Annotated in this window: 20 protein-coding genes and 4 pseudogenes; 14 read left to right on the forward strand and 10 right to left on the reverse strand. The window is 46.1% G+C overall.

All coding sequences use genetic code 11. The features are described 5' to 3' along the window. Positions 1 to 24 precede the first annotated feature (24 nt). From N4J56_RS22040 to N4J56_RS22065, 6 genes and pseudogenes are all read left to right on the forward strand, one after another. Positions 25 to 1,341, forward strand: a complete 1,317-nt coding sequence (locus tag N4J56_RS22040) for a 2Fe-2S iron-sulfur cluster-binding protein (RefSeq protein WP_317108389.1) — start codon at positions 25 to 27, stop codon at positions 1,339 to 1,341. Positions 1,342 to 1,358: 17 nt separating this feature from the next. Then, complete coding sequence (locus N4J56_RS22045; RefSeq protein ID WP_317108390.1) at positions 1,359 to 2,435, forward strand: VOC family protein; 1,077 nt, start codon at positions 1,359 to 1,361, stop codon at positions 2,433 to 2,435. Between the two features lie 164 nt (positions 2,436 to 2,599). After that, a pseudogene (locus tag N4J56_RS22050) lies at positions 2,600 to 3,274 on the forward strand (glucosidase); the annotation flags it as partial. Between the two features lie 40 nt (positions 3,275 to 3,314). After that, a protein-coding gene (locus N4J56_RS22055) for an IS1 family transposase (protein ID WP_317104780.1) occupies positions 3,315 to 4,006 on the forward strand; the annotation gives its coding sequence in 2 pieces (ribosomal slippage) (positions 3,315 to 3,639 and positions 3,639 to 4,006; 693 coding nt in all). Continuing rightward, complete coding sequence (locus N4J56_RS22060; protein ID WP_317108392.1) at positions 3,987 to 6,128, forward strand: MGH1-like glycoside hydrolase domain-containing protein; 2,142 nt, start codon at positions 3,987 to 3,989, stop codon at positions 6,126 to 6,128. The genes N4J56_RS22055 and N4J56_RS22060 overlap by 20 nt, the downstream gene beginning before the upstream one ends. Positions 6,129 to 6,359: 231 nt before the next feature. Continuing rightward, positions 6,360 to 7,034: a response regulator transcription factor gene (locus N4J56_RS22065; protein ID WP_317108393.1), complete on the forward strand. Its 675-nt coding sequence runs from the start codon at positions 6,360 to 6,362 to the stop codon at positions 7,032 to 7,034. Between the two features lie 2 nt (positions 7,035 to 7,036). On the opposite strand, the gene N4J56_RS22070 is transcribed toward N4J56_RS22065, so the two are convergent. Continuing rightward, complete coding sequence (locus N4J56_RS22070; protein ID WP_317108394.1) at positions 7,037 to 8,704, reverse strand: PAS domain-containing protein; 1,668 nt, start codon at positions 8,702 to 8,704, stop codon at positions 7,037 to 7,039. Between the two features lie 185 nt (positions 8,705 to 8,889). Here N4J56_RS22070 and N4J56_RS22075 point away from each other — a divergent pair, with 185 nt between their 5' ends. Both N4J56_RS22075 and N4J56_RS22080 read left to right on the forward strand, forming a co-directional pair. Continuing rightward, the gene (locus N4J56_RS22075) at positions 8,890 to 9,069 is read left to right on the forward strand and encodes a glycoside hydrolase 100 family protein (protein WP_317108395.1); all 180 of its coding nucleotides are present in this window, start codon (positions 8,890 to 8,892) and stop codon (positions 9,067 to 9,069) included. A 39-nt stretch (positions 9,070 to 9,108) separates the two neighbouring features. Then, on the forward strand, positions 9,109 to 10,671 hold the full coding sequence (locus N4J56_RS22080) for a GMC family oxidoreductase (RefSeq protein ID WP_317108396.1): 1,563 nt from the start codon (positions 9,109 to 9,111) through the stop codon (positions 10,669 to 10,671). A gap of 87 nt (positions 10,672 to 10,758) precedes the next feature. Here N4J56_RS22080 and N4J56_RS22085 read toward each other — a convergent pair whose 3' ends face one another. The 7 genes and pseudogenes from N4J56_RS22085 to N4J56_RS22110 form a co-directional block, all read right to left on the reverse strand. After that, a complete protein-coding gene (locus N4J56_RS22085; protein ID WP_410500564.1) occupies positions 10,759 to 12,192 on the reverse strand; it encodes a sensor histidine kinase in 1,434 nt (477 codons plus the stop codon). A gap of 109 nt (positions 12,193 to 12,301) precedes the next feature. Then, positions 12,302 to 12,430: pseudogene (locus N4J56_RS41210) on the reverse strand (DUF4079 domain-containing protein); the annotation flags it as partial. A 177-nt stretch (positions 12,431 to 12,607) separates the two neighbouring features. After that, entirely contained in the window at positions 12,608 to 12,973 is a 366-nt protein-coding gene (locus N4J56_RS22090; RefSeq protein ID WP_317108398.1) for a hypothetical protein, read from the reverse strand. A gap of 181 nt (positions 12,974 to 13,154) precedes the next feature. Then, a complete protein-coding gene (locus tag N4J56_RS22095) occupies positions 13,155 to 13,505 on the reverse strand; it encodes a cupin domain-containing protein (RefSeq protein WP_317108399.1) in 351 nt (116 codons plus the stop codon). 257 nt (positions 13,506 to 13,762) lie between these two features. Then, positions 13,763 to 13,969, reverse strand: coding sequence for a hypothetical protein (locus N4J56_RS22100; protein ID WP_317108400.1), 207 nt, complete (start codon positions 13,967 to 13,969; stop codon positions 13,763 to 13,765). 105 nt (positions 13,970 to 14,074) lie between these two features. Next, a complete protein-coding gene (locus N4J56_RS22105) occupies positions 14,075 to 14,980 on the reverse strand; it encodes a bile acid:sodium symporter family protein (RefSeq protein WP_317108401.1) in 906 nt (301 codons plus the stop codon). A 483-nt stretch (positions 14,981 to 15,463) separates the two neighbouring features. Then, positions 15,464 to 15,592: a hypothetical protein gene (locus tag N4J56_RS22110; RefSeq protein ID WP_317108402.1), complete on the reverse strand. Its 129-nt coding sequence runs from the start codon at positions 15,590 to 15,592 to the stop codon at positions 15,464 to 15,466. Between the two features lie 349 nt (positions 15,593 to 15,941). Here N4J56_RS22110 and N4J56_RS22115 point away from each other — a divergent pair, with 349 nt between their 5' ends. Beyond that, on the forward strand, positions 15,942 to 16,574 hold the full coding sequence (locus tag N4J56_RS22115; RefSeq protein ID WP_317108403.1) for a hypothetical protein: 633 nt from the start codon (positions 15,942 to 15,944) through the stop codon (positions 16,572 to 16,574). A 116-nt stretch (positions 16,575 to 16,690) separates the two neighbouring features. Here N4J56_RS22115 and N4J56_RS41215 read toward each other — a convergent pair. Further along, positions 16,691 to 17,063, reverse strand: a pseudogene (locus N4J56_RS41215) (reverse transcriptase N-terminal domain-containing protein); the annotation flags it as partial. A gap of 529 nt (positions 17,064 to 17,592) precedes the next feature. Here N4J56_RS41215 and N4J56_RS22120 point away from each other — a divergent pair. The 5 genes and pseudogenes from N4J56_RS22120 (at position 17,593) to N4J56_RS22140 (ending at position 20,651) form a co-directional block, all read left to right on the forward strand. Continuing rightward, a complete protein-coding gene (locus N4J56_RS22120; RefSeq protein ID WP_317108404.1) occupies positions 17,593 to 17,724 on the forward strand; it encodes a hypothetical protein in 132 nt (43 codons plus the stop codon). Between the two features lie 260 nt (positions 17,725 to 17,984). Continuing rightward, positions 17,985 to 18,842 (forward strand): prohibitin family protein, encoded by an 858-nt coding sequence (locus N4J56_RS22125; protein ID WP_317108405.1) that lies wholly within the window; start codon positions 17,985 to 17,987, stop codon positions 18,840 to 18,842. Between the two features lie 201 nt (positions 18,843 to 19,043). Further along, a pseudogene (arfB, locus tag N4J56_RS22130) lies at positions 19,044 to 19,458 on the forward strand (alternative ribosome rescue aminoacyl-tRNA hydrolase ArfB). A gap of 135 nt (positions 19,459 to 19,593) precedes the next feature. Further along, positions 19,594 to 20,226 (forward strand): glutathione S-transferase, encoded by a 633-nt coding sequence (locus tag N4J56_RS22135; protein WP_317108407.1) that lies wholly within the window; start codon positions 19,594 to 19,596, stop codon positions 20,224 to 20,226. 128 nt (positions 20,227 to 20,354) lie between these two features. Continuing rightward, positions 20,355 to 20,651, forward strand: a complete 297-nt coding sequence (locus tag N4J56_RS22140; protein ID WP_317108408.1) for a tyrosine-type recombinase/integrase — start codon at positions 20,355 to 20,357, stop codon at positions 20,649 to 20,651. Between the two features lie 69 nt (positions 20,652 to 20,720). On the opposite strand, the gene N4J56_RS22145 is transcribed toward N4J56_RS22140, so the two are convergent. Beyond that, positions 20,721 to 20,918, reverse strand: coding sequence for a hypothetical protein (locus N4J56_RS22145; protein WP_317108409.1), 198 nt, complete (start codon positions 20,916 to 20,918; stop codon positions 20,721 to 20,723). Positions 20,919 to 21,317 lie beyond the last annotated feature (399 nt).

Genomic DNA, 21,317 nt, shown 5'->3' on the forward strand with positions numbered 1-21,317 from the left:
CCAGTGACTACTAGGAGAGAATTGATGCTTGCAAGTCTTAGACAAATTCAAAATCCCGTCCTCAGAACTGTTACGGGAGCAAGCGCGGCATTTGCGATCGCAACTATTGTTTCTGGTGCAGTCGTTGGTTTAGTAAATGTTAGAGACAAAGCTAGATTGAGCGTGTATGCTTCATTACTGGGAACTGGTGGCGGCGCTCTGGTTGGTTTAGTTGCGGCTAGAAGGGTCAGTACAAAAGCACCGATCGCTCAACCCACAACTGCTAGCACAACTTGGCAGGACTGGCGCAATTTTGTTGTCGTTCGCAAGGTAAAAGAGAGCGAGGAAATCACCTCGTTCTATCTCAAACCAGAGGATAACGGTGAAATTCCTAGCTTTCAACCAGGGCAGTTTTTAACCATCAAACTAGACATTCCTGGGCAAGCCAAACCAATTATTCGTACCTATTCGCTCTCAGATTATCCCGAACCTTGCGAATACTATCGCCTTTCAATTAAGCGGGAACCAGCTCCCCAAGGGTTAGATGTACCACCAGGAATCGCGTCTAACTTCATGCACGATCGCATCCATCAGGGATCGATCGTTCCGGCTAAGCCGCCCAAAGGTAAATTTGTTCTCGATATCAACAAGTCTTTACCAGTCGTACTCATTAGCAATGGTGTGGGAATTACTCCCATGCTCAGTATGGTAAAAGCTTGTAGTCGTCTCAATCTCAACCGACCAATTTGGTTTTTGCATGGGGCGCGAGATGGTCGATTTCATGCATTTCGAGATGAAGTATTGGCGATCGCACAGCAGAATCTTAACCTACACGTACACTTTTGCTACAGCCGTCCGCAATCGGAAGATGAAGGACATTATCACGGTATCGGTTATGTAGATGCAGCTCTGGTTAAAAGCTTAGTAAGGCAAGATGCTGAGTATTTTCTCTGTGGTTCTCCAGCTTTTATGGAGTCTCTGATGGTAGGACTTCAGAAATCGGGAGTAGCTAGTAGTTCCATCTTGTTTGAATCTTTTGGTAAACCGATGAAAGCCACGTCCGAGAAACAACTTTCTATTGCAAGTGGGGATGAGGAAGTTGCAGCAGCAGAAATTGTTTTTGTTAAATCGGGCAAAACCTTAACTTGGCGCGAGACTGAAGGAACAATTCTGGAATTTGCTGAAGCTAACGATCTCGATCCTGCCTACAGTTGTCGTATGGGTATCTGCGGCACTTGTCAGTGCAAAATCCAAGCAGGTGAGGTTGCTTATCAAGAACCACCAACGGCAGAAGTTGATGAAGGTGCGGTTCTAATTTGTATTTCTAAACCTAAAACGGCAAGAATTGTCCTCGATCTTTGATAAGTAGCACTACAGTTATGACTAAGCAACTAACTCAAATCGCCAGAATATTGTTCGCAGTTGGTACATTTGTCGCGATTGCTACTACACACACTCAAGTATATTCACAGCCAAGCGATCGGCTAGCTTCGACTGTAACCCAGCCAGCTCGGTCAGATGTGACTACTGTAGAATCGGTAGGCATGACAGTTGCAGACATGGATCGGGCGATCGCCTTTTATTCTCAAGTGCTTTCCTTCCAGAAAGTCTCGGATGTAGAAGTTTTGGGAACCCAATACGAACAATTACAAGGATTGTTTGGCGTGCGAATGCGCGTGGTACGGTTGCAGCTAGGTAGCGAATTTATCGAGTTAACTGAGTATCTCACCCCCAAGGGCAAACCATTTCCAGTTGATTCGCGCAGTCACGATCGCTGGTTTCAACATATTGCGATTGCTGTTAGCGATATGGATAAAGCTTACCAACACTTACGCAAGTTTAAAGTACAATACGCCTCCACTGCCCCGCAACGCATCCCCGACTGGAACAAAGCAGCAGCAGGAATTCGAGCCTTCTATTTTCGCGATCCGGATGGTCATTACCTAGAAGCTATTTATTTTCCCCCAGATAAAGGCGATCCAAAATGGCAACAGCCGACAAACCAACTATTTTTAGGCATTGACCACACCGCGATCGTTGTTTCTAACACCGCAGCTAGCCTGAAATTCTATCGCGATCTCCTGGGTATGAGGCTAGCGGGAAAAAGTGAAAATTACGGTACGGAACAAGAGTATCTCAACAACGTATTTGGGGCAAGGTTGCATATTAGTAGTTTGCGATCGCGCCTTGCTTCCCCTGGAATTGAGTTTCTCGAATACCTCACCCCCAGAGATGGGCGACCTTTCCCAACTGATGCTCGTCCTAACGATTTATTGCATTGGCAAACTACACTGGTCGTGAAAGATGCAGCAGCAACAGCTCAAAAGTTGCAACGACATCGAGCTACGTTTATTTCTCCTAGTGTCGTAGTCATTCCTGGGCAGAAGTTAGGCTTTAAAAAAGGGTTTTTAGTGCGAGATCCCGATGGTCACGTCATGCGTTTGGTGGAAAAATAACAGCGTGAATTCAGAATTTTTGCTTAGCCTGTATTCAGGGCGATCGCATTTCTAAAATTCTTCAACCAAAATATTAAATATTATCTTGGTAACTACTAGTAGTTAATTAAGCGCAGCTTTTATTTTTCACTTTTCACTTTTGAATTTTCTAAGGAAGACTTATGATGACAGCCTTAACCCAAGAAGAAATCAGGTTAAAAGCAGCCCTGAAACACGAAGCGCACTGGCGCAAATGGGGTCCATACTTGAGCGATCGCCAATGGGGTACAGTCCGCGAAGACTATAGCTCTTATGGTACTGCCTGGGACTACTTTACCCACGACCAAGCGAGATCGCGTGCCTACCGTTGGGGTGAAGATGGCATCGCTGGTATTTCCGACAACCATCAAAGATTGTGTTTTGCGATCGCGCTTTGGAATGGCGAAGATCCAATTCTCAAAGAAAGACTTTTTGGTCTAACAGGTAATGAAGGAAATCATGGGGAAGATGTCAAAGAATATTACTTTTATCTTGACAATACCCCGACTCATTCTTACATGAAAGCACTTTATAAATACCCGCATCAAGCATTTCCTTACAGTCAATTAGTGGAAGAAAATAGACGAAGAAATCGTAGAGAGCCAGAACTCGAACTAATAGATACAGGTATCTTTGATGAAAATCGTTACTTTGATGTCTTTATCGAATATGCCAAGCATTCTGCTGAAAATATTCTGATTCAAATTCAGGTAATCAACAGGGGAGCAGAAGCAAAAACGCTACATATTTTACCAACACTATGGTTTCGTAACACTTGGTCTTGGACTAAAGATGAGAACAAGCCGATTCTACAAAAAATTGGGCATTGCATAATAGAGGTATGAATTGAGGTAAGTTGCGATGCAATGTCCAGAGTGCCAATCAACTCATATTCGGAAGAATGGCATCAAGCGAGGTAAACAGAACCACATTTGTGTTGATTGTGGGCGACAATTCATTGAACACTATGAAACATGCAGAGGTTACAGCGATGAAGTCAAACGGGAATGCTTGAAAATGTATGTGAATGGCATCGGTTTTCGAGGAATTGAACGAGTTAAAGGTGTTCATCATACGACAATCATTCACTGGCTCAAGCAAGTAGGTAACAATCTGCCTGATGCTGATGCCCCAGAAACAGTCCCCCAAGTCGGTGAACTAGATGAACTAGAAACCTTCGTCGGTGCAAAAAAAACAAAATCTGGCTGTGGACAGCAGTAGATCACTTCACTTCAGGGATTTTAGGTTGGGCGTTGGGCGACCATAGTGCTGAAACCTTTGCCCCGCTATGGGCGATCGTTGCCCAATGGCGGTGCTACTTTTATGTTACGGATGGTTGGAGTGTTTATCCAGGTTTTATTCCAGACGGCGATCAAATTGTCAGTAAGACTTATATGACCAGAGTTGAGTCCGAAAATACAAGACTGAGGCACTATCTGGCTCGGCTGCATCGAAAGACACTGTGCTACTCCAAATCAGAAGAAATGCTGAAATATTCAATTCGATTGTTACTGCACTATCTCAAATTCTGGAATGTTCCAGTTCCTCAATAGTTCATATCTCTATTCAGCAACGCCAAAAATTGAATCTGGTAACGGTTTAAGCGCGATCGCGGCTTTTCATCCCACTTTGGGAAAAAGATATTTGTATTGTCAGGGGGAAACGGAGCTTTTATTTACAGAAAATGAAACGAATACCGCACGATTATTTAATTTCCCTAATGCTTCTGCTTACGTAAAAGATGGCATTAATGACTACATCGTGCAGGGTCGAAAGGAGGCAGTAAACCCAAATCAATTTGGCACTAAAGCTGCGGCTCATTATCTATTATCGATCGGTGCAGGCGAAACTCAAATTATTAAATTGCGACTAAGCGATCTATCTCTTTGCCCCCCTTCTCAAGCAGGATTAGAAGGATCTGATTGCCCCCCGCTGTCTCTTGGGGGGTTGGGGGAATCTCCATTTGCGGCATTCGATGCAATCTTTTCCACCCGCCAGCGAGAAGCCGACGAATTTTATCAACGCATTACTCCCTTTCCACTGGGCGAGGATATGCGTAACGTGCAACGCCAAGCATTTGCCGGAATGCTTTGGAGCAAGCAATACTACCACTATATTGTCGAAGATTGGCTCAAGGGCGATCCAGCTGCACCTCCATCGCCACCCGATCGCAAAAAAGCCAGAAATCATGAATGGTTTCACTTTTACAGCGACGATATTCTTTCTATGCCCGATAAGTGGGAATATCCTTGGTTTGCGGCTTGGGATCTCGCCTTTCACGCTATTCCTTTAGCAACGATCGACCCAGATTTTGCCAAATACCAATTAGACGTGATGACGCGGGAATGGTATATGCATCCGAACGGGCAAATTCCTGCTTATGAATGGGCATTTGGAGATGTTAACCCACCCGTCCATGCTTGGGCAACCTGGCGCGTCTACAAAATCGAACAAAAGATTTACGGACACAGCGATCGCGCTTTTTTAGAGCGAGTGTTTCAGAAATTAATGCTCAATTTTACTTGGTGGGTAAATCGTAAAGATGTCGAGGGTAAAAACGTTTTTCAAGGGGGATTTTTGGGATTAGATAATATTGGCGTGTTCGATCGCAGTGCCGTTCTCCCAACGGGCGGACACATCGATCAAGCCGATGGGACAAGCTGGATGGCGATGTATTGTTTGAATATGCTGGCGATCGCCTTAGAACTAGCACAAACCAATTCTGTATACGAAGACATCGCCACCAAATTTTTCGAGCATTTTCTATATATTGCTGATGCCATGAACCACATTGGCGAAATGGAAGCATCGCTTTGGGATGAAGAGGATGGATTTTATTACGATGTCTTGCATTTACCTAACGAGCGACAGATTGCTTTGAAAGTGCGAAGTCTTGTGGGGCTGATTCCGCTATTTGCGGTAGAAACCATCGAGCCAGAAACGCTACAAAAACTTCCAGGCTTTAAAAAGCGAGTGGAGTGGTTTATTCAAAATCGCCCCGATCTGACTCAAAATATTGCTTGCATGAAATCTGAGGGAGTAGGAGAGCGAAGATTGCTAGCAATTGTCTACCGCGATCGGCTACGGCGAATTCTGCAAAAGATGCTGGATGAAACTGAGTTTTTGGGAGATTATGGCATTCGGGCAATCTCTCGCTACCATGCCGAACATCCCTATATTTTTCATGTCAATGGTACTCAATTTCGAGTTGATTACGAACCCGCAGAGTCTAGTAGCGGTTTGTTTGGGGGTAATTCTAATTGGCGCGGTCCCGTTTGGTTTCCCGTGAATTTTCTCCTAATTGAATCCCTGCAAAAATTTCATTATTATCTGGGAGACGATTTTAAAGTTGAATGCCCCACGGATTCCGGTCAAATGATGACTTTGTGGGAAGTCGCTGCTGAATTATCCCGAAGGTTAATTCAGATTTTTCTGAAAAACACATCTGGTCATCGACCCGTTTGTGGTGGAACCCAAAAGTTCCAAACCGATCCCTATTGGCAAGATTTGATTCTATTTTACGAATACTTCCACGGTGATAACGGCGCGGGAATTGGTGCTAGTCATCAAACTGGATGGACGGGTTTAGTCGCAAAGCTAATCGGGCAGTTTGGCGAGTACGAAGGACGAGATAAAGCGCCCCAGTTATCCGCTTACGAGCAAATTGAAGTTTAAACTAGCAGCAGATATTCTACATACTGCGATCGCCCCTACTTGAACGGAAATCGGATAACTTCTGTGTAGATATGAGTTGCGATAATAAGTCTCATGGAAAAATTACTCAGGTAGACATCGCTATTATTTTTCGGCTCGAATTGGGTAGCGTGGCAATATAGATGAGATGGAAGAAACAGATGCTCGTGACTCCTCATCAGCAACAAAACATCATTGATTAGGAATAAGACCGTGACAGCACATATTCTCCTAGTTGAAGATGAAGTCAAACTGGCTCGATTCTTGGAACTGGAATTGAACAGCGAAGGTTATTGCGTCAGCGTGGCGCACGATGGTATGGCAGGACTGACTCTGGCACGAGAGTCAGCTTTCGATCTGGCAATTCTGGATTGGATGCTACCAGGGTTAACCGGAGTGGAACTATGTCGTCGTCTGCGTGCTACTGGCAACAAGATCCCCGTGATTTTATTAACGGCAAGAGATGAGGTAGGCGATCGCGTTGCTGGATTGGATGCTGGTGCTGATGACTACGTAGTTAAACCATTCAGCATTGAGGAATTACTTGCCCGAATTCGCGCCCATCTGCGCCGTACCAGCGAACCAGACTTAGATTTGATGCAATTTGAGGATTTAAGCTTGAATCGCCGAACTCGCGAAGTGTTACGCGGTCAACGAGCAATTGAGCTAACAGTCAAAGAATTCGATCTACTAGAATACCTCCTCAGCCATCCGCGTCAGGTATTTACCAGAGACCAAATTTTAGAAAAGGTTTGGGGTTATGACTTTGTAGGTGATTCCAACGTGATTGAAGTTTATATTCGCTACCTGCGCCTGAAACTGGAAGAAAACAACGAAAAGCGTTTGCTCCACACCGTGCGTGGTGTCGGCTATGTATTGCGAGAGTAATATCAAATGATACAATTTGCTACGGGTAATTGCACGCTGACGAGCGTGCCTTCTGCCGCCGAAGAAGCGATGCCGAAGGCGGTTCGCTTCGCGACCTTCGCAAATTCTCCACTGTGAGCATCGACAATCCGCTGGACAATCGATAAGCCCAAACCCGTACCGGAAGGCTTTGTGGTATAAAACGGTTTCGTCAGTTTGGGTAACACCTCTGGAGGAATGGGATCGCCACCATTACAAATTTGAATCTTCACTCGCTGGGCAGTCTCTTCTAGCTTTACTTGCCAAGAAATTGTTTCATTCTCTTTCACCGCTTCGCAAGCATTATCGATTAAATTGATAAATACTTGTTTGAGTTTATTCCTGTCAGCCAAAACTTGTACTGGGGTAGGTGCTGGGATAAATTCAATCCGCCGCTTCATCGCTGATGGCATGGTTCGCATTGCTGGCAAGATTTCTAGAATAAACTCGTTGAGTTCTAATGACGAGAATTGGAGCGTTTGGGGCTTGGCATAAAGCAAAATTTCGCTCAACAAATGGCGTATTCGTTCTGCTTCGTCTAGTGATAAGGTAAGGCGTTCTCGATCGACTGTTGATAAGTCCTTTCGCTTCAAGGCATTCAGTCCCATCAAAACTGTGGTAAGAGGATTGCGTAGCTCGTGGACGATCGTGGCTGCTAGCTCGCCGACTTCTGCTAACGATGCGATCGCCTTAACCATCTCCTGTTGGGCTTGCTGGCGTTCCGTGATATCTTCAGTAATTCCAGCTAGTCGATATATTTGCCCTGTGGCATCCCGAATTGGGAATGCTTGGTCAAGAACGATCCGCACAGAACCATCGGGGCGGACAATCCGATACTCTTCGCTAAATTCCTGCGCTCGCTGGAAAGCCGAATATACTCGTTGGCGATCTTCAGGATGAATCGTATCTTGCCAAATGTTAGGATTGGCATACCAACTTTCGCAAGGTTGCTGCCAGATTTGCTCAAAAGCAGGACTAATATAAATGGGCTTACCATCGCGGGAGTACATCCAAAGTACTTGATGCATATTTTCGGCAATTTGACGCAGCCGTTCTTCGCTTTCCCGTAATTGTTTTTCGGTTGCTCGGCGCTCCTCGATCTCTATTTGCAACTGCTCGTTCATCTGCTGCTGTTGCTGGTAAAGTTGGTAATTGTCGATCGCCGTTGCAGCTCGTTCGGCAAAAATTTCCGCCAGCCTGACTTCTTCGGCACTGAAGCGGCGCGGCTGTCGCTGGAAAGAACAGATCGTGCCAATGACTTCTCCTACAGGCGTGCGTAACGGGACTCCCAAATATGCCTGATAACCTGCTGGCGCTTCTCCGTGGTCTGCACAAGTGTTTGTATCTTCAACAACCAAGGAAGATTTTGTGGCAATCACAGTACCTGTAAGAGTACCGTGTAGAGAATAAACTCGATTGGCTGCCTCACCTAAGTCAATCGTACTAGCTAGAACTTGCTCGAATCCATCCCGGCAGAGAGTAATTGTAGACCAATCAAGACCGATTAGTTCGCTCACGCCTTGGGCAATTTCTAGCAGGTAGCTACTTAGTTCGCCAGTCCGATAGCTGAGGGAGGATAAAACCTCTAAAACGCGCTGTTTTGGATGCCCAAAGGCTATATTGACTCCATCCTGCTGTGCTTCAGGCTGCACGATAATCGATCCTTAGCGACTCGAATCTTGATGAATAAAAGTATACTCTCTTGCCGTGAAAGCCAATTTAGCGGACGAAATATCTCGATATGAGAGATCGATGGAAACTCCTCAGCTACTTTTCATACACATATCAGCTTTTTACGTGAATTTTCTTAGTGTTTCATCATCTTTCGACCTATTTTATGAGCCACAATCAAGGCACCATCTCTGCCAGAAGCATCGATCGCCGTAAAGCAGCGAGAAAATATCAGACTTGGACGATCGCGGCTTTTCTGGTTTCCAAAACACTTTTGGAAAACCCTAACCACTTCGTCCTGATTAGTTTTGATGAAGTCCCGAATGTGACTTCTTGCGTGTTCTAACCGCTGACCCCCTATTTTCTAGCTCAGAGGAACTTACTCATGACCGCACAACATTACGATGTCATTATCATTGGAACGGGAGCAGGCGGTGGCACGCTGGCGTATCGTCTCGCTTTTAGTGGTAAAAAGATTTTGATTTTGGAGCGAGGCACATTTTTACCCATAGAGAAAGAGAACTGGAGTGCTTTAGAAGTTTATCAACGAGAGCGGTATCACACCCAGGAACGCTGGTATGACACGAACGGCAAAACTTTTCGTCCCGCAACTGGCTACTGGGTAGGTGGCAATACTAAAGTTTATGGTGCGGCTTTACTGCGATTGCGAGAACGGGATTTTGAGCAGGTCGAACATAAAGAGGGCATTTCGCCAGAGTGGGCGCTGAAATACCGTGACTTTGAACCCTATTACGATCGCGCAGAAGAATTGTACGACGTGCATGGGCAGTCTCGTATCGACCCGACTGAGCCACCTCGAAGCTTGCCTTATCCCTACCCTGCGGTACGCCACGAACCTGGGATGCAAGAACTTGCCAATTTGCTAACCCAGGTAGGTTTACATCCATTTAACCTGCCTTTGGGACTGAAACTCAATGAAGTCGATCGCAGCTTGGAGAACTGTATTCGCTGTAATACATGTGATGGATTTCCCTGCTTAACTCGCGGCAAAGCAGATGCTGAAGTCAACTGCATTCAACCAATTCGCGATCGCACAAACGTTACCTTGCTCGTAGCAGCCAAAGTCACGCGCCTGCACACCAGTCCCTCTGGTCGAGAGATCGCTCGTGTTGAAGCGGAAATTGATGGACAGCATCAATTTTTCACAGGCGATATTGTCGTAGTTGCCTGTGGTGCAATTAATTCAGCAGCGTTGCTGTTGCGATCGCGAAACGATCGGCATCCTAGCGGGCTGGCAAACAGTTCCGGTCAGGTAGGGCGGAACCTGATGAAGCACAACTGCACGGCGATGGTGCAACTGAGTACCAAGCTCAATTCAGATGTTTATCAAAAGACCATTTGCATCAGCGATTTCTATTGGGGGGAGCTGAGCTTTCCTTATCCAATGGGCTTGGTGCAGAACACGGGCAACGTGCTAGCAGATATGTTACCTGCGGAGGCCCCTGCTTTACTAGCTCCTTTGTTAAAACTTCGACCGGGAGCAGAACTGAAAGCGATCGCCGACCGTAGTGTAGGCTGGTGGTTACAGACCGAAGATTTACCCGACCCTGACAACAGAGTGCGAGTAGAAGGCGATCGCCTTTACCTGGAGTACAAACCCAATAATACCGAAGCGGCTAGCCGACTGATTCAACGTTGGGCGACTGTTCTCAAGCAGGTCGATCGAGCAGAACATTTCATTCCCTTCAGTCTTTACCCCCGCAACACGATCCCGCTACAAGCAGTAGGGCATCAATGCGGAACTTGTCGCTTTGGCGAAGATCCCACAACGTCTGTATTGGATCTCAATTGTCGCACTCACGAAATTAATAATCTCTATGTCGTTGATGGTAGCTTTTTCCCTTCCAGTGCCGCAGTAAATCCAACATTAACGATCGTTGCTAATGCTCTACGAGTGGGCGATTATTTGATGAAACAATTGATGTAGTAGTCTGCCACCATAATTTTTTCATTTCTTGGCTGCAATTATAACGACGGATACTTAACCGGAGATCGTATTACTGGTATTTAGCAGCTATACAGGTAAACTAATTGTAAATACGCTACCTTCGCCTAATTTTGAGCGCAATGTCACGCTACCGCCCATTCCCTCTACTAAAGTTTTGACAATCGGCAATCCTAAACCAGAACCTCCAGTAGTGCGAGTACGGGCTTCATCGACGCGGTAAAAACGCTCGAAGATCCGGGATTGGTGTTGCAAGGGAATCCCATAGCCGCGATCGCAAACTTGAATAATTGCTGTTGCTGGTTGAGTGTCTAGTTTCACTTGAATAGACGTATCTGGCTCAGAATATTTAATTGCATTATCAATTAAATTGAGCAAAACTTGCTTGAGACGATCGTAGTCTGCTTTCACAACGATGGGATAAGTTTCTGTCTCAATAGCGATCGCGCGCTCGCTGTATTGACGTGCCATCCCCACCACTTCCGCTACTAAATCGTTGAGTATAAAAGAATCGATCCGAAACTGCAAATAACCGCTATCTGCCCTGGCTAAATCGAGTAAATCTTGTAAGAGGCGGATGGTACGTTCTGCTTCAGATGCAGCAGTTTCTATAGCTTCTTGTTGAGTTTCTGTTAAGTTATGCTGTCGTCGCAATATGCTTTGCAAGTATCCATGCACGATTGTCAGCGGCGTGCGCAACTCATGGGAAACATTGCTGACAAATTCCCGTTCTCGTTCCCAAGCTTGAGAGAGGCGAGATAATAACATATTAAATGTTTGCGCCAGTTCCTTCACTTCGCTAGGTGCGCGTTCGAGATTCAATCGCGATCGCCCTAAATCTTCAGCCGAAATTAACTGAGTCATTTGGCTTAATTGGCGCAGAGGTTGAAGCGATCGCTTCAGGTAGAAAGCGATCGCTACTGTCACTGCCAGCAGTACTCCTATACTGATAATGCCCAAATTCCCCACTACTGCCAAAAACATCTGTCGATCGCGCGAAATGTCTCTTGCCACGAACAGTTGACCGATTGCTCTCCCTCGGACTTGCAATGAGCTGCCACGTAACACAAAGTAGCGTCCGTTAACTTCGGAGACTTGGGCTTGAGATGGCATTTGTGTTAGGGACATTAAAGCAGCAGCCGTACTTCGATCGTTCTGCATCTTGAGACTGACAGACTTAGCTGTAATTTTCCCATCAGGATGCTTTACCCATAGAAGGGTATCAGCAGTCGTCAGGTTATTAATTGCTTTGCTTAATCCGGTTTCTACTGGCAACATTTCACTGTAGAGTTCTACATCGTGCGGTAGGCGTTCAGCTATGTATTCAATTCCCTGTTTGTGGCTGTTAATTAGGATGCGCTGCATTTGCCATCCCGTCCAGATAGCAATGCTACCCAAGCCTACCGAGGAAACAGTTGCAATGCCAATTGTTAAACGCGATCGCAATGAAAACGGATCGAGCCGCCATACTTCAGAAAATGTTCTCTGTCCCCCTCTCCCCATCCCCTTCGGGGACGGGGACTCCGAGTCCCCCCTGCTTCCCTGCATAATTCTATTCTGCTCCTCACAGGCGAGATGCCTGCGCTACCTTTAGTGCCTGCTCTACCTGGTTCTATGAAGTTTTGGCTGGACAGGTCTGATTCACGAAGTCGCATTGCTCAATGTAATGTTTCTGCCAGCCCAAAGGAATTTCTAGCAAGTTGCGCGTCCCAGTTAGTTCTTGTCCCACAAATAGTAAGAGGACGGTAGAAAAGCCAATATTCCCGCTCAGATAGAAGACAATAAGATTTTGCAGGTAATTGAGTAGGAAATGGGGCTGAGGATAAAGAGCGATCGCGTAAAACCCTAGGTCGAATTAGAGAACAAGAAATTGCGCTTTGCTAAGTACTGAATTATTTAAAGTGGTTCTTCAGCTAACTTAACCATCTTCATATATACCAAATTTTCCTCGCATTTCCATCATTTTTTTAATTTCAGTGTTACTAGTTTTGATGGTTTCCTGTGCCATACGTTTGATTTCAGGATTTGGAGATTGAAGTGCTGACTCTGCTGCTTCAACCATTTTCATCCGAAGCATAATCATCTCATCAACGAAACGCCTAGATCTTGTCTCATTCAGGGAACTAAATGGAGATTGTTGAGCTATTTGGCTATTCAGTTCGATGGTATTAGCATAGTTAGTCATGCGAGTATCTGCATTATTTGACTGTGTAGCACTTGCGGAGGTAGTTGCTATAGCTAAGCCAATAGTTGTAGAGGCAATACTTTTGACAAGAGTATTCATGCGAGTGAGTTTCCTTCTATCGAATTTGTGTCATAGTGATGTTTCAGAGTTAGATTAACTCGATCGCCCCGATCCAACTATGACCTTTAAAGAATTACTCTAAAAGGATTGCCTGAGAAATCGCTGAGTTCATACTAAAAAATCTCTGAGTCAATCGAGATTTTGGCTTAATAATATCGAACTAGAGCAATGCTTTGACATACCCAATCTGTGGAGCTGAATAGATAGAAACAAATACAGCATCTTCTGTACCCTCATTCGCTGCTCCGTGAATCTGCGATCGATCTGCAACAGCACATTGACCCATACTCAGTGTTTGGCGCTGACCGTTCCCTAAATAATAAGTCAGCGTTCCTTTTAGCATTACCCATGTATCCTGTCCGCTGGGGTGAAGATGAGCTTCAACCTTTTGTCCAGGTTGTACCGCCCAAACTGCAACACTAGAGTTATCCGTCACCACAACTTCAGTAACTTGAGCGCATTGGTCAGAAAAGCGTGCGTGGACTTGGAGGTCAAAGATTCTTTCGTACATCAGCTCAACCGTAACTCCCAACTTTATGTAGTAAACACTAGTAGGTGGTTGAAGTTTGGCTCGACAAACATGTCAACCTAGCAGTAAAGCATTCAGCGATCGCTGTATTTCCTACGGTTGACTATGCTACATTCTGTTGAATATTTTTAGTGTTTGCTCAACTACTAAATTTAAATGAGCGTGTCAGTCAACTGCTTCAGCTCTCTTGTCACCCCGTCAGCCATTGTGTCATATGTAACAAAGATAAACTCGCATACTCAAAGTTTTTCTTGTAAGATCATCTGTACTCCTCTCGCAGGAGCAAAAGTCACACCTCGGCGCACAGGATATTCGGGCGAGCGATCTGCGATCGCCAATGACAGGAGCGTTAAAAATATTTCCGTAACGTTTTGCAGCGTCCATGTAGGTGAGCGAGTTGCGGGCGTACTGAATTTTTTGCAGCCAACGAGGAGCTGACGAACCATTGGGAAGTCGAGATTTTAAAATCATCGGTTAACTTCGGGCGAAAAAAAGGTAAGAAGATTTTGCTGAAGATTCGGTCAAACTTATTTTGTCGTGTAGTGCGATCTCTAAAGTCGAGTTGATAGATTGTTGGCTTTCTCCTCCTGATAAATCTTTTGAACAGAGCTTCTGCCATAAAAAATGGTAAGGATGGCAGTGGCGTATGCAACTAAGCTATAAATCGCAGCAGGAACAGCCATATCGGGATTGTTTAACAGTCCGGCAGTAATCGCAATCGCGAGCGTCGCATTTTGAATTCCCACCTCAATTGCAATACAGATCCGTTGGGCAAAATTCAAATTAAACAACTTGCCAAACCAAAACCCAATTGCCATTGAGATTAGATTCAGTAGTGCTACTCCAATTCCGACTTGGGCGATAAAACTGGGGATGCGATTCCACTCGTGAATCATAATTGCCCCGATAATTAAAGCGAGGAAGGCAACAGCAAGCCGATTCGCGGTCTTTTCTAGTCGGCGGGCTAGATCGGGAAACTTTTGCCGAATCGACATTCCCAAAACAATTGGTAATATGGCGATCGCGAAGATTTGCAGCATCGTTTGCCCAATTGGTAAGGCGATCGCCGCATTTTGTCCGACAAAATATTGCAGTGATAGATTTGCGAAGATGGGAATTGTGAATACGGTAATGGCGCTACTCAAAGCCGTTAAAGTTACGGAAAGGGCGACATCTCCTTTCGCCAAATAAGTAATCATGTTGGAAGAAGGTCCGCCTGGACACAAAGCCAGTACCATTAATCCCACTGCCATTTCTGGCTGCATCGGTACGATCGAACCGACCAGAAAGCCGACGATGGGGAGAAAGAGCAATTGACTGACTAGACCAATAGCGACGGCTTTGGGATAGCGGGTGACTCGTTGAAAGTCTTCTGGCACGAGGGTTAACCCCATGCCTAGCATTACGGTTGCTAGACCTATCGGTAAGAGGACGGCAGTAAAAAAGTTGGCTTGCATAGATTAGGCTAGGTTGATTTCTTCAATCAGCGTTGTGCAGCAGCATCCATGTTGGACAAGCAATCTCTATGTGTATCGGATGTCTAGCAAGGTATCATGGATGTTAGTACTGTATAGGTTGGCTACAAAGGAGCGGCAAAAGCTTAAGTACTTGTATGCTAAGCTCTGTTTGATGCTGGTTGCATGAGCTTCTCCTGATTCTAACTATCCAAAGTGTATCCAGTTCCAATGCTTAACTTCTTTCAGATTTTTATCACAATTTGTCAGATTTTTATGGTGAAGAGCGCACCTATTTCGGTGTCATTCGGGTGAAGTACTAAAAGTGCGGTTCTGAGGTCAGCGGTTCAGGCTGGGGATCTTTTGCTCCCAGTTACATCGGCTCAGTTGCCGATCGAACGAATGAAATCATCCGCCAAGCGACTCGATCGCCCCCAGTGCCAACTGGATTTTCGCGAGATGCAACGATTAAGGTGAAATTGTTTACTATGCCGCAGCAGTAGGCAAACATGCACGGTCGATCGTAGATCGCCGTGGTGCAGCTGCTACTTCTGGGTTGTGCTGCGGTGTAGCTTTTGGGGGCGAGACTAACCTGTATTGGTTTGTCAGACCCAAGGCGATCGCCGAGTTCGACAAGACTACGTTAACTGAGATCTTGCACCATTCTCAGTAAGGGGTTGCCAAAGTCACCAAAACCTGGAAGAAAGGGCGTAGGAATAATTTGAGTTGACGGTTATGGAAACCATCGTCGAATACGCCCAAGGGCTAGTTTATAGCCTGCTGAGCCTGATGCAAGCGTATGTATCAAACAGCTAGCCTCAATGCCCTGTTCGGGAGATTTCTCGATTCCCTTGGGCATCCCTTACCTCAACACACACCGATGAAATCAGCCAGTGCGTTGAGTCGATTCTTAAACTACTAGAGCTGGTCTACTCGCAGTGTAATTCGGACAACACGTCAAGCCGTGTTGCAGCAAATTGCCCAACATCCTCCTCACCAAACAACGCCACTGCGAGTGTTGATTGACCTAACAAGTTTAGAAAAGTGTGGCAAGTTTTTACAGATGAGTACGCCGACCGATGACCCAGAAGCCCCTGACCCCTGGGTAAGGATACGATGGCGGCAAGCGGGGGCTGCATTTGGTGGTGTTGTATTTGGTGAAGAGCGAGTGGCGAGTACCCTGGAGCTTTCGGATCTGGCTACGGCTTGGGCTATCCGAGAAAGAGTGCAACTGGCGTGCAAGTTGTTAGCGACGGTTCCATTCGAGTTGAGTCAGGGCAGGGTGGTGATTGTGCAAGCTGATACGGAATTTGGCACGGTGGAGTTTCTCAAGCGGGTGCGAAAGCGGTGTTGGCGAGCGGTAGTGGGGATGCGCTGTAATCGTCAGATGCAGGATGACCGAACATTAAAACAGCTTTACCGCAACGGTAAACGTGGGCAACAGGTGTTTCTGGAGGGGATGAGCGAGCCCCTCACGGTTTCCTGGTTCTGGCTCAAACGCTCACAGGGCAAGCGAGAATTGCGCTTCGTTGTCTCTACTCATCCTTACGAGGCGCGTTTATCTAGTGCGACTGGGACGCAAGCGCTCTTGCATTGAGGGCTTTTTCAAAACCATTAAACATCGCTTTGGTCTGCATTGTTTTGGTCAATCCACAAAACGGGCGTGTCTATCGCTGGCTGATCTTGTCGCTGATTTCCTATCTATTGGTGCATTGGGACTTTTAGGGTTCTGGTTTTCCCGTCCTTTTTTGGGATGGGGATTTCTCTTAACCCCTGGTGTTCCCAGTTGTTGTAGTGGTTTTTCAGCCACCTGTTGAGATTTAACCTCTCGAAAAATGTCAAAGAGGCTTTACCATCTACTCCTGTTGTCCTTTTTCCAGCGTTTAGCTGCGTTACCTGACGTATTGCCAGCATTCTCGCCGCAAGAGACTTCAGTATCAGCTTTTGAAGGGACTTAGCTTTTTGCAAGTCTTTTGCTCGAACAGCTTTGTACACTCTCACTTGTAGGCGGAATCAATTACGCCGGAATTGCTTCCAGGGTGTATTCTTCCGGAGTTCACGCTTCACTGCTGCTGTGTCTAACCATGCTCTCCTCATGTTTGTGTATTCTGAACCCCTTGCAGCAATTACGTTGCATCCTACCCACATCGAGGATTTCCTCTGCTCGTCCAGCCTACTCGGGGTTCGACCTTCCCCTAGACCTCGTATGTGTTTTTATTCGTTCCCTCGGTTAGATTGTTTCGTTCTTTTAGGTGTAGCCATTTCAACCCCTGGATTCCCTTGACTCTTGCCGTTGTTTCGAGAATAACTCGGCGGGAATATTTCTCCTTTTGGGAGTTTTGCCCCAATGAAGTCGGGGTTTTACGTTGTGCCCCGCTTAGAAATGGGTTGCTTTTCTAGGCTCGGTTTCACCGTGAGAACTCCCCGTTAGCGTCAGTGTCACCCCACAACTGATGTCTGATTGCGCCCTGTCCCCAGCTTCACTCTGTAGAAACCGAGTCTACTCGGTGTGGGCAGATAGGGATTCATACCTGAGTCTGGTAGGTGGGGCTTCCACCCACATACAACCAAGAGTTCAACCCTTATTGGCAGTAATCTGCTGGGTTGGGTAGCTTATGTACGGACTGATTACCGTGATTCGGCTGCCAGCGAATCGCGCTCTCGAATTTCTGCTGCTCTTGACTTGGGATGTTGCAGTTCCCGAACAGTACGGTCGATCTCGTGAATTCGGTAGGACATGGGCGTGAGGCGAACGCTTGTACTGATAAGTAATTTACCAGATTTACTGTGAGTTTAAAAGTCGTATTCTTGGCGCTCGGCTTCTACAATAACTGCCCCAAAACAAAACCGCGCCGATCGTGAAGCAAGGAGATGGAGTTGAAGAACTTAGATCGGGAAGACCCGAATCGCTAGTAGAAATGGCTACATAGTGATGGAGCGGGCGGGATGGAGAAAGCTCAAGGCAAACTGTTTAGGATGAGTGTATACAGTTCTTCAAAGGGTTTTTATGGAAATAGATTGGTTGAATAAGTGGAAAGTCCCAGTGGGAGTAGCGATTGCCGTCATCTTTTTGCTACTAGCAGCTAACCCCTTTGTGATTATCAGCCCAGGACAAGCAGGAGTTATAAGCATCTTGGGTAAAGCAAGAGAAGGAGCTTTATACGAAGGCGTTCATCTCAAGCCGCCATTGGTTGCCAAAGTTGACATCTACGATTTAACCGTACAGAAGTTTGAAGTCCCCGCCCAGAGTTCAACCAAAGATTTGCAAGACTTATCTGCCAGATTTGCGATTAACTTTCGTCTTGCTCCCGACCGAGTAGTGGAAATCCGCAGAAAACAGGGGACGCTTGCGAACATCGTTTCTACAATTATTGCTCCGCAAACGCAAGAATCATTCAAGATTGCGGCTGCGAGAAGAACTGTTGAACAAGCAGTCACGCAGCGTCCCGCACTCAAGCAAGATTTCGACGATGCATTAAGCGATCGCCTTGCTAAGTATGGGATCATCGTACTTGACACTAGTGTGGTCGATCTAGATTTCTCACCAGAGTTTACTAAAGCGGTAGAGGAAAAGCAAATTGCCGAACAAAGAGCGCAAAGAGCAGCATATGTGGCGCAAGAAGCAGCCCAAGAAGCCGAGGCAGAAATTAACCGAGCCAAAGGTAAGGCAGAAGCCCAGAGACTCCTCGCCGAAACTCTAAAAGCACAGGGCGGACAATTAGTTTTACAAAAAGAAGCGATTGAAGCGTGGCGAACTGGCGGCGCACAAATGCCAAAAGTATTAGTCATGGATAGCAACTCTAACAGTAGCGTGCCTTTTCTATTTAACTTGGGCAATCTTCAAGATCCACCTGTCACTCAATAACTCAGGAAATTCAGCTGTAGCTTGGTTGAAATGTAGCTGCTTAAGGGGAGACAAATTGCGATGACTTGCCTTCCCAATTTTTAGCCGCATTGAGGCTCTAACTCAGCAGCAAGACGGCTACGTACCTCTGTGTTCTAAGTTTTGTAGTAAAACTGCGTTTGCCAGGGCGATCGCGCTTAAATAGTTATTATATATAGAACTATGCTTCAGATTTCTCAAACAGTCATCATTCCCGCTCGCGAGATTGAGATGAGCGCTGTTCGCTCTCAAGGGGCAGGCGGTCAAAATGTAAACAAAGTGGCGACGGCAATTCATTTGCGCTTTGAGATTGGAAATTCCTCAGTGCCTGATGTTTATAAACAGCGGCTATTGAAATCGAGCGATCGACGCATTACTCAAAACGGGGTAGTGATAATTAAAGCGCAGGAATACCGCACTCAAGAGCAGAACCGTGAATCAGCGCTGAAACGATTGCATTCATCTGATTAAAAGTGCTGTTATCGTACCCAAAAGGCGCAAAAGAAGCAAACCATCTCGTAGTCAAGAGCAAAAGCGACTTGATAGCAAAAGTCAACGAGGAAAAATTAAGGCAAGCAGAGCAAAAATCATCAAATAATTTCATTATGCGATTGCGCTTTCTTTGAAAAAAGTTAATCGAGCTGTCCTACAGTAATGTATCTAACGGCAGTGGCAAATTGCAGTGTTTAAGTATTTCATGATGTACGAGTACATAACTAAGAAAATTATCTAAATGATTGTCGTCCATCACTTAAATAACTCCCGTTCGCAGCGCATACTCTGGTTGCTCGAAGAACTGGGACTAAATTATGAAATCAAACGCTACGAGCGCGACCCCAAAACGATGTTGGCACCAGCATCGCTGCGAGAGGTGCATCCCCTTGGCAAGTCTCCCGTCATTACCGATGACGCGCTGACGCTCGCTGAGTCTGGTGCGATTGTCGAATACCTAGTCGAACGCTGTGGTGAAGGGAACCTTGCTCCTGCCTCTGGTACGGTAGAGCGGTTGCGATACACGTATTGGCTGCATTACGCCGAAGGCTCGGCAATGCCATTATTGGTGATGAAGCTTGTCTTCGACAATTTTGGACTAGGGAACAGTGGTGCGGCGAACGAATTCGTTGCGCCCCAGATTCAGCTTCACTTTGACTACATAGAAAGCGAACTAAGGAAAAATACGTGGTTTGTGGGCGAGGAATTCACCGCAGCCGATATTCAGATGAGTTTTCCCCTGGAGGCAGTAGCAGCGCAGGTAGGTTTGGATGCGAATCATCCTAGATTCAAGGGTTTTCTCGAACGCATTCATGCACGTCCAGCCTACCAACGGGCGCTAGAACGCGGCGGCACGTATGAGCTTTTAAGTTGATTAAAATGTTACTTCTCAAACGCTTACGGTGGCTCGTTGTTTGAGGATTTCCTGTTCAAATGCGTTCCGCACTCCCACCCCTTCTCACTCTATAATTTGGCTAGCTGTAAACTTTTTCGGGCTTTGTCTTGCCCAAATCCCCGCCCCCGCACAAAACACCTTTCTCCCAGCGCCGCGAGCGCGAATTTCTCTACCTGCGTGAAGTGGATGCTTTGATTGCTGCGTTGGAATATACTCGTTCCCCTATCCGAAATCAGGCACTCGCCATCCTGCTATTCTGCCAAGCCCTACAGCCAGCCGAGTTATGTTGGCTGCGCTGGTGCGATATAGACTTTGCCGAAAAGATTGTGAGAGTAGACCGCATCCGCTCGAAGCCTACTAGCTACCAGTCCCGAACCACAGCCAACCTAATTCATCATCGATAATTAATAATTCGTAATGACAATTAGTGGAAGCAAGAAAATCGCCACTACCACTAATTGAAGACTACTAAATTAAAACTGGGAATAAAATGGTGATGCGGATAGGGGAAGATTCTGCGGATTTTTTAAGTAACTCGGTGGAGAGGACGATTGTCCTGCTGGACTGCCAACGCCTCCAGCTATTACTTCTAATTCAGCTTCATTCAACTGGGATACAAGCGCCATCTGTTCGAGAGCCTCTAGTTTGTTTTGCAGTTGGTCAAATTGCATAATTTTTTTCCTATAGTAAAGCGAGTTTGTCGAAGCGGAGTTGTTTAACTTGCTTCATTTAATTCTTACGGCAAGCCCTAGTTTTATATGCAAAAACTTTTAGTGGAATCGCAGTCTATCAGAATGCTATCGATTACCTGCTCGGTGCTTTCTTGCTGTTTCCCCGCCTCCAGGGGATTCCCCAGGATTACTGGTTAGCCCCTATAAACTGGAGTAGCTAAACTTTGCCGAAAAGATTTCTCACTCTGTCTCAGCAGGTGCGTTCGCGCACTTACCAGTTAGTGACAAGATTATCCCAGGGAGAAAAGACAACCTGCTTGGCAGCGATTTTTACAGCACCACCAAGTAGGTTATAGACTGTTGTTAGTCATCGATTTGCTGGTTGCTGTCCTACTCTCT

Source organism: Chroococcidiopsis sp. SAG 2025 (genome assembly GCF_032860985.1).
In the GTDB taxonomy this organism is placed as follows: Bacteria; Cyanobacteriota; Cyanobacteriia; order Cyanobacteriales; family Chroococcidiopsidaceae; genus Chroococcidiopsis.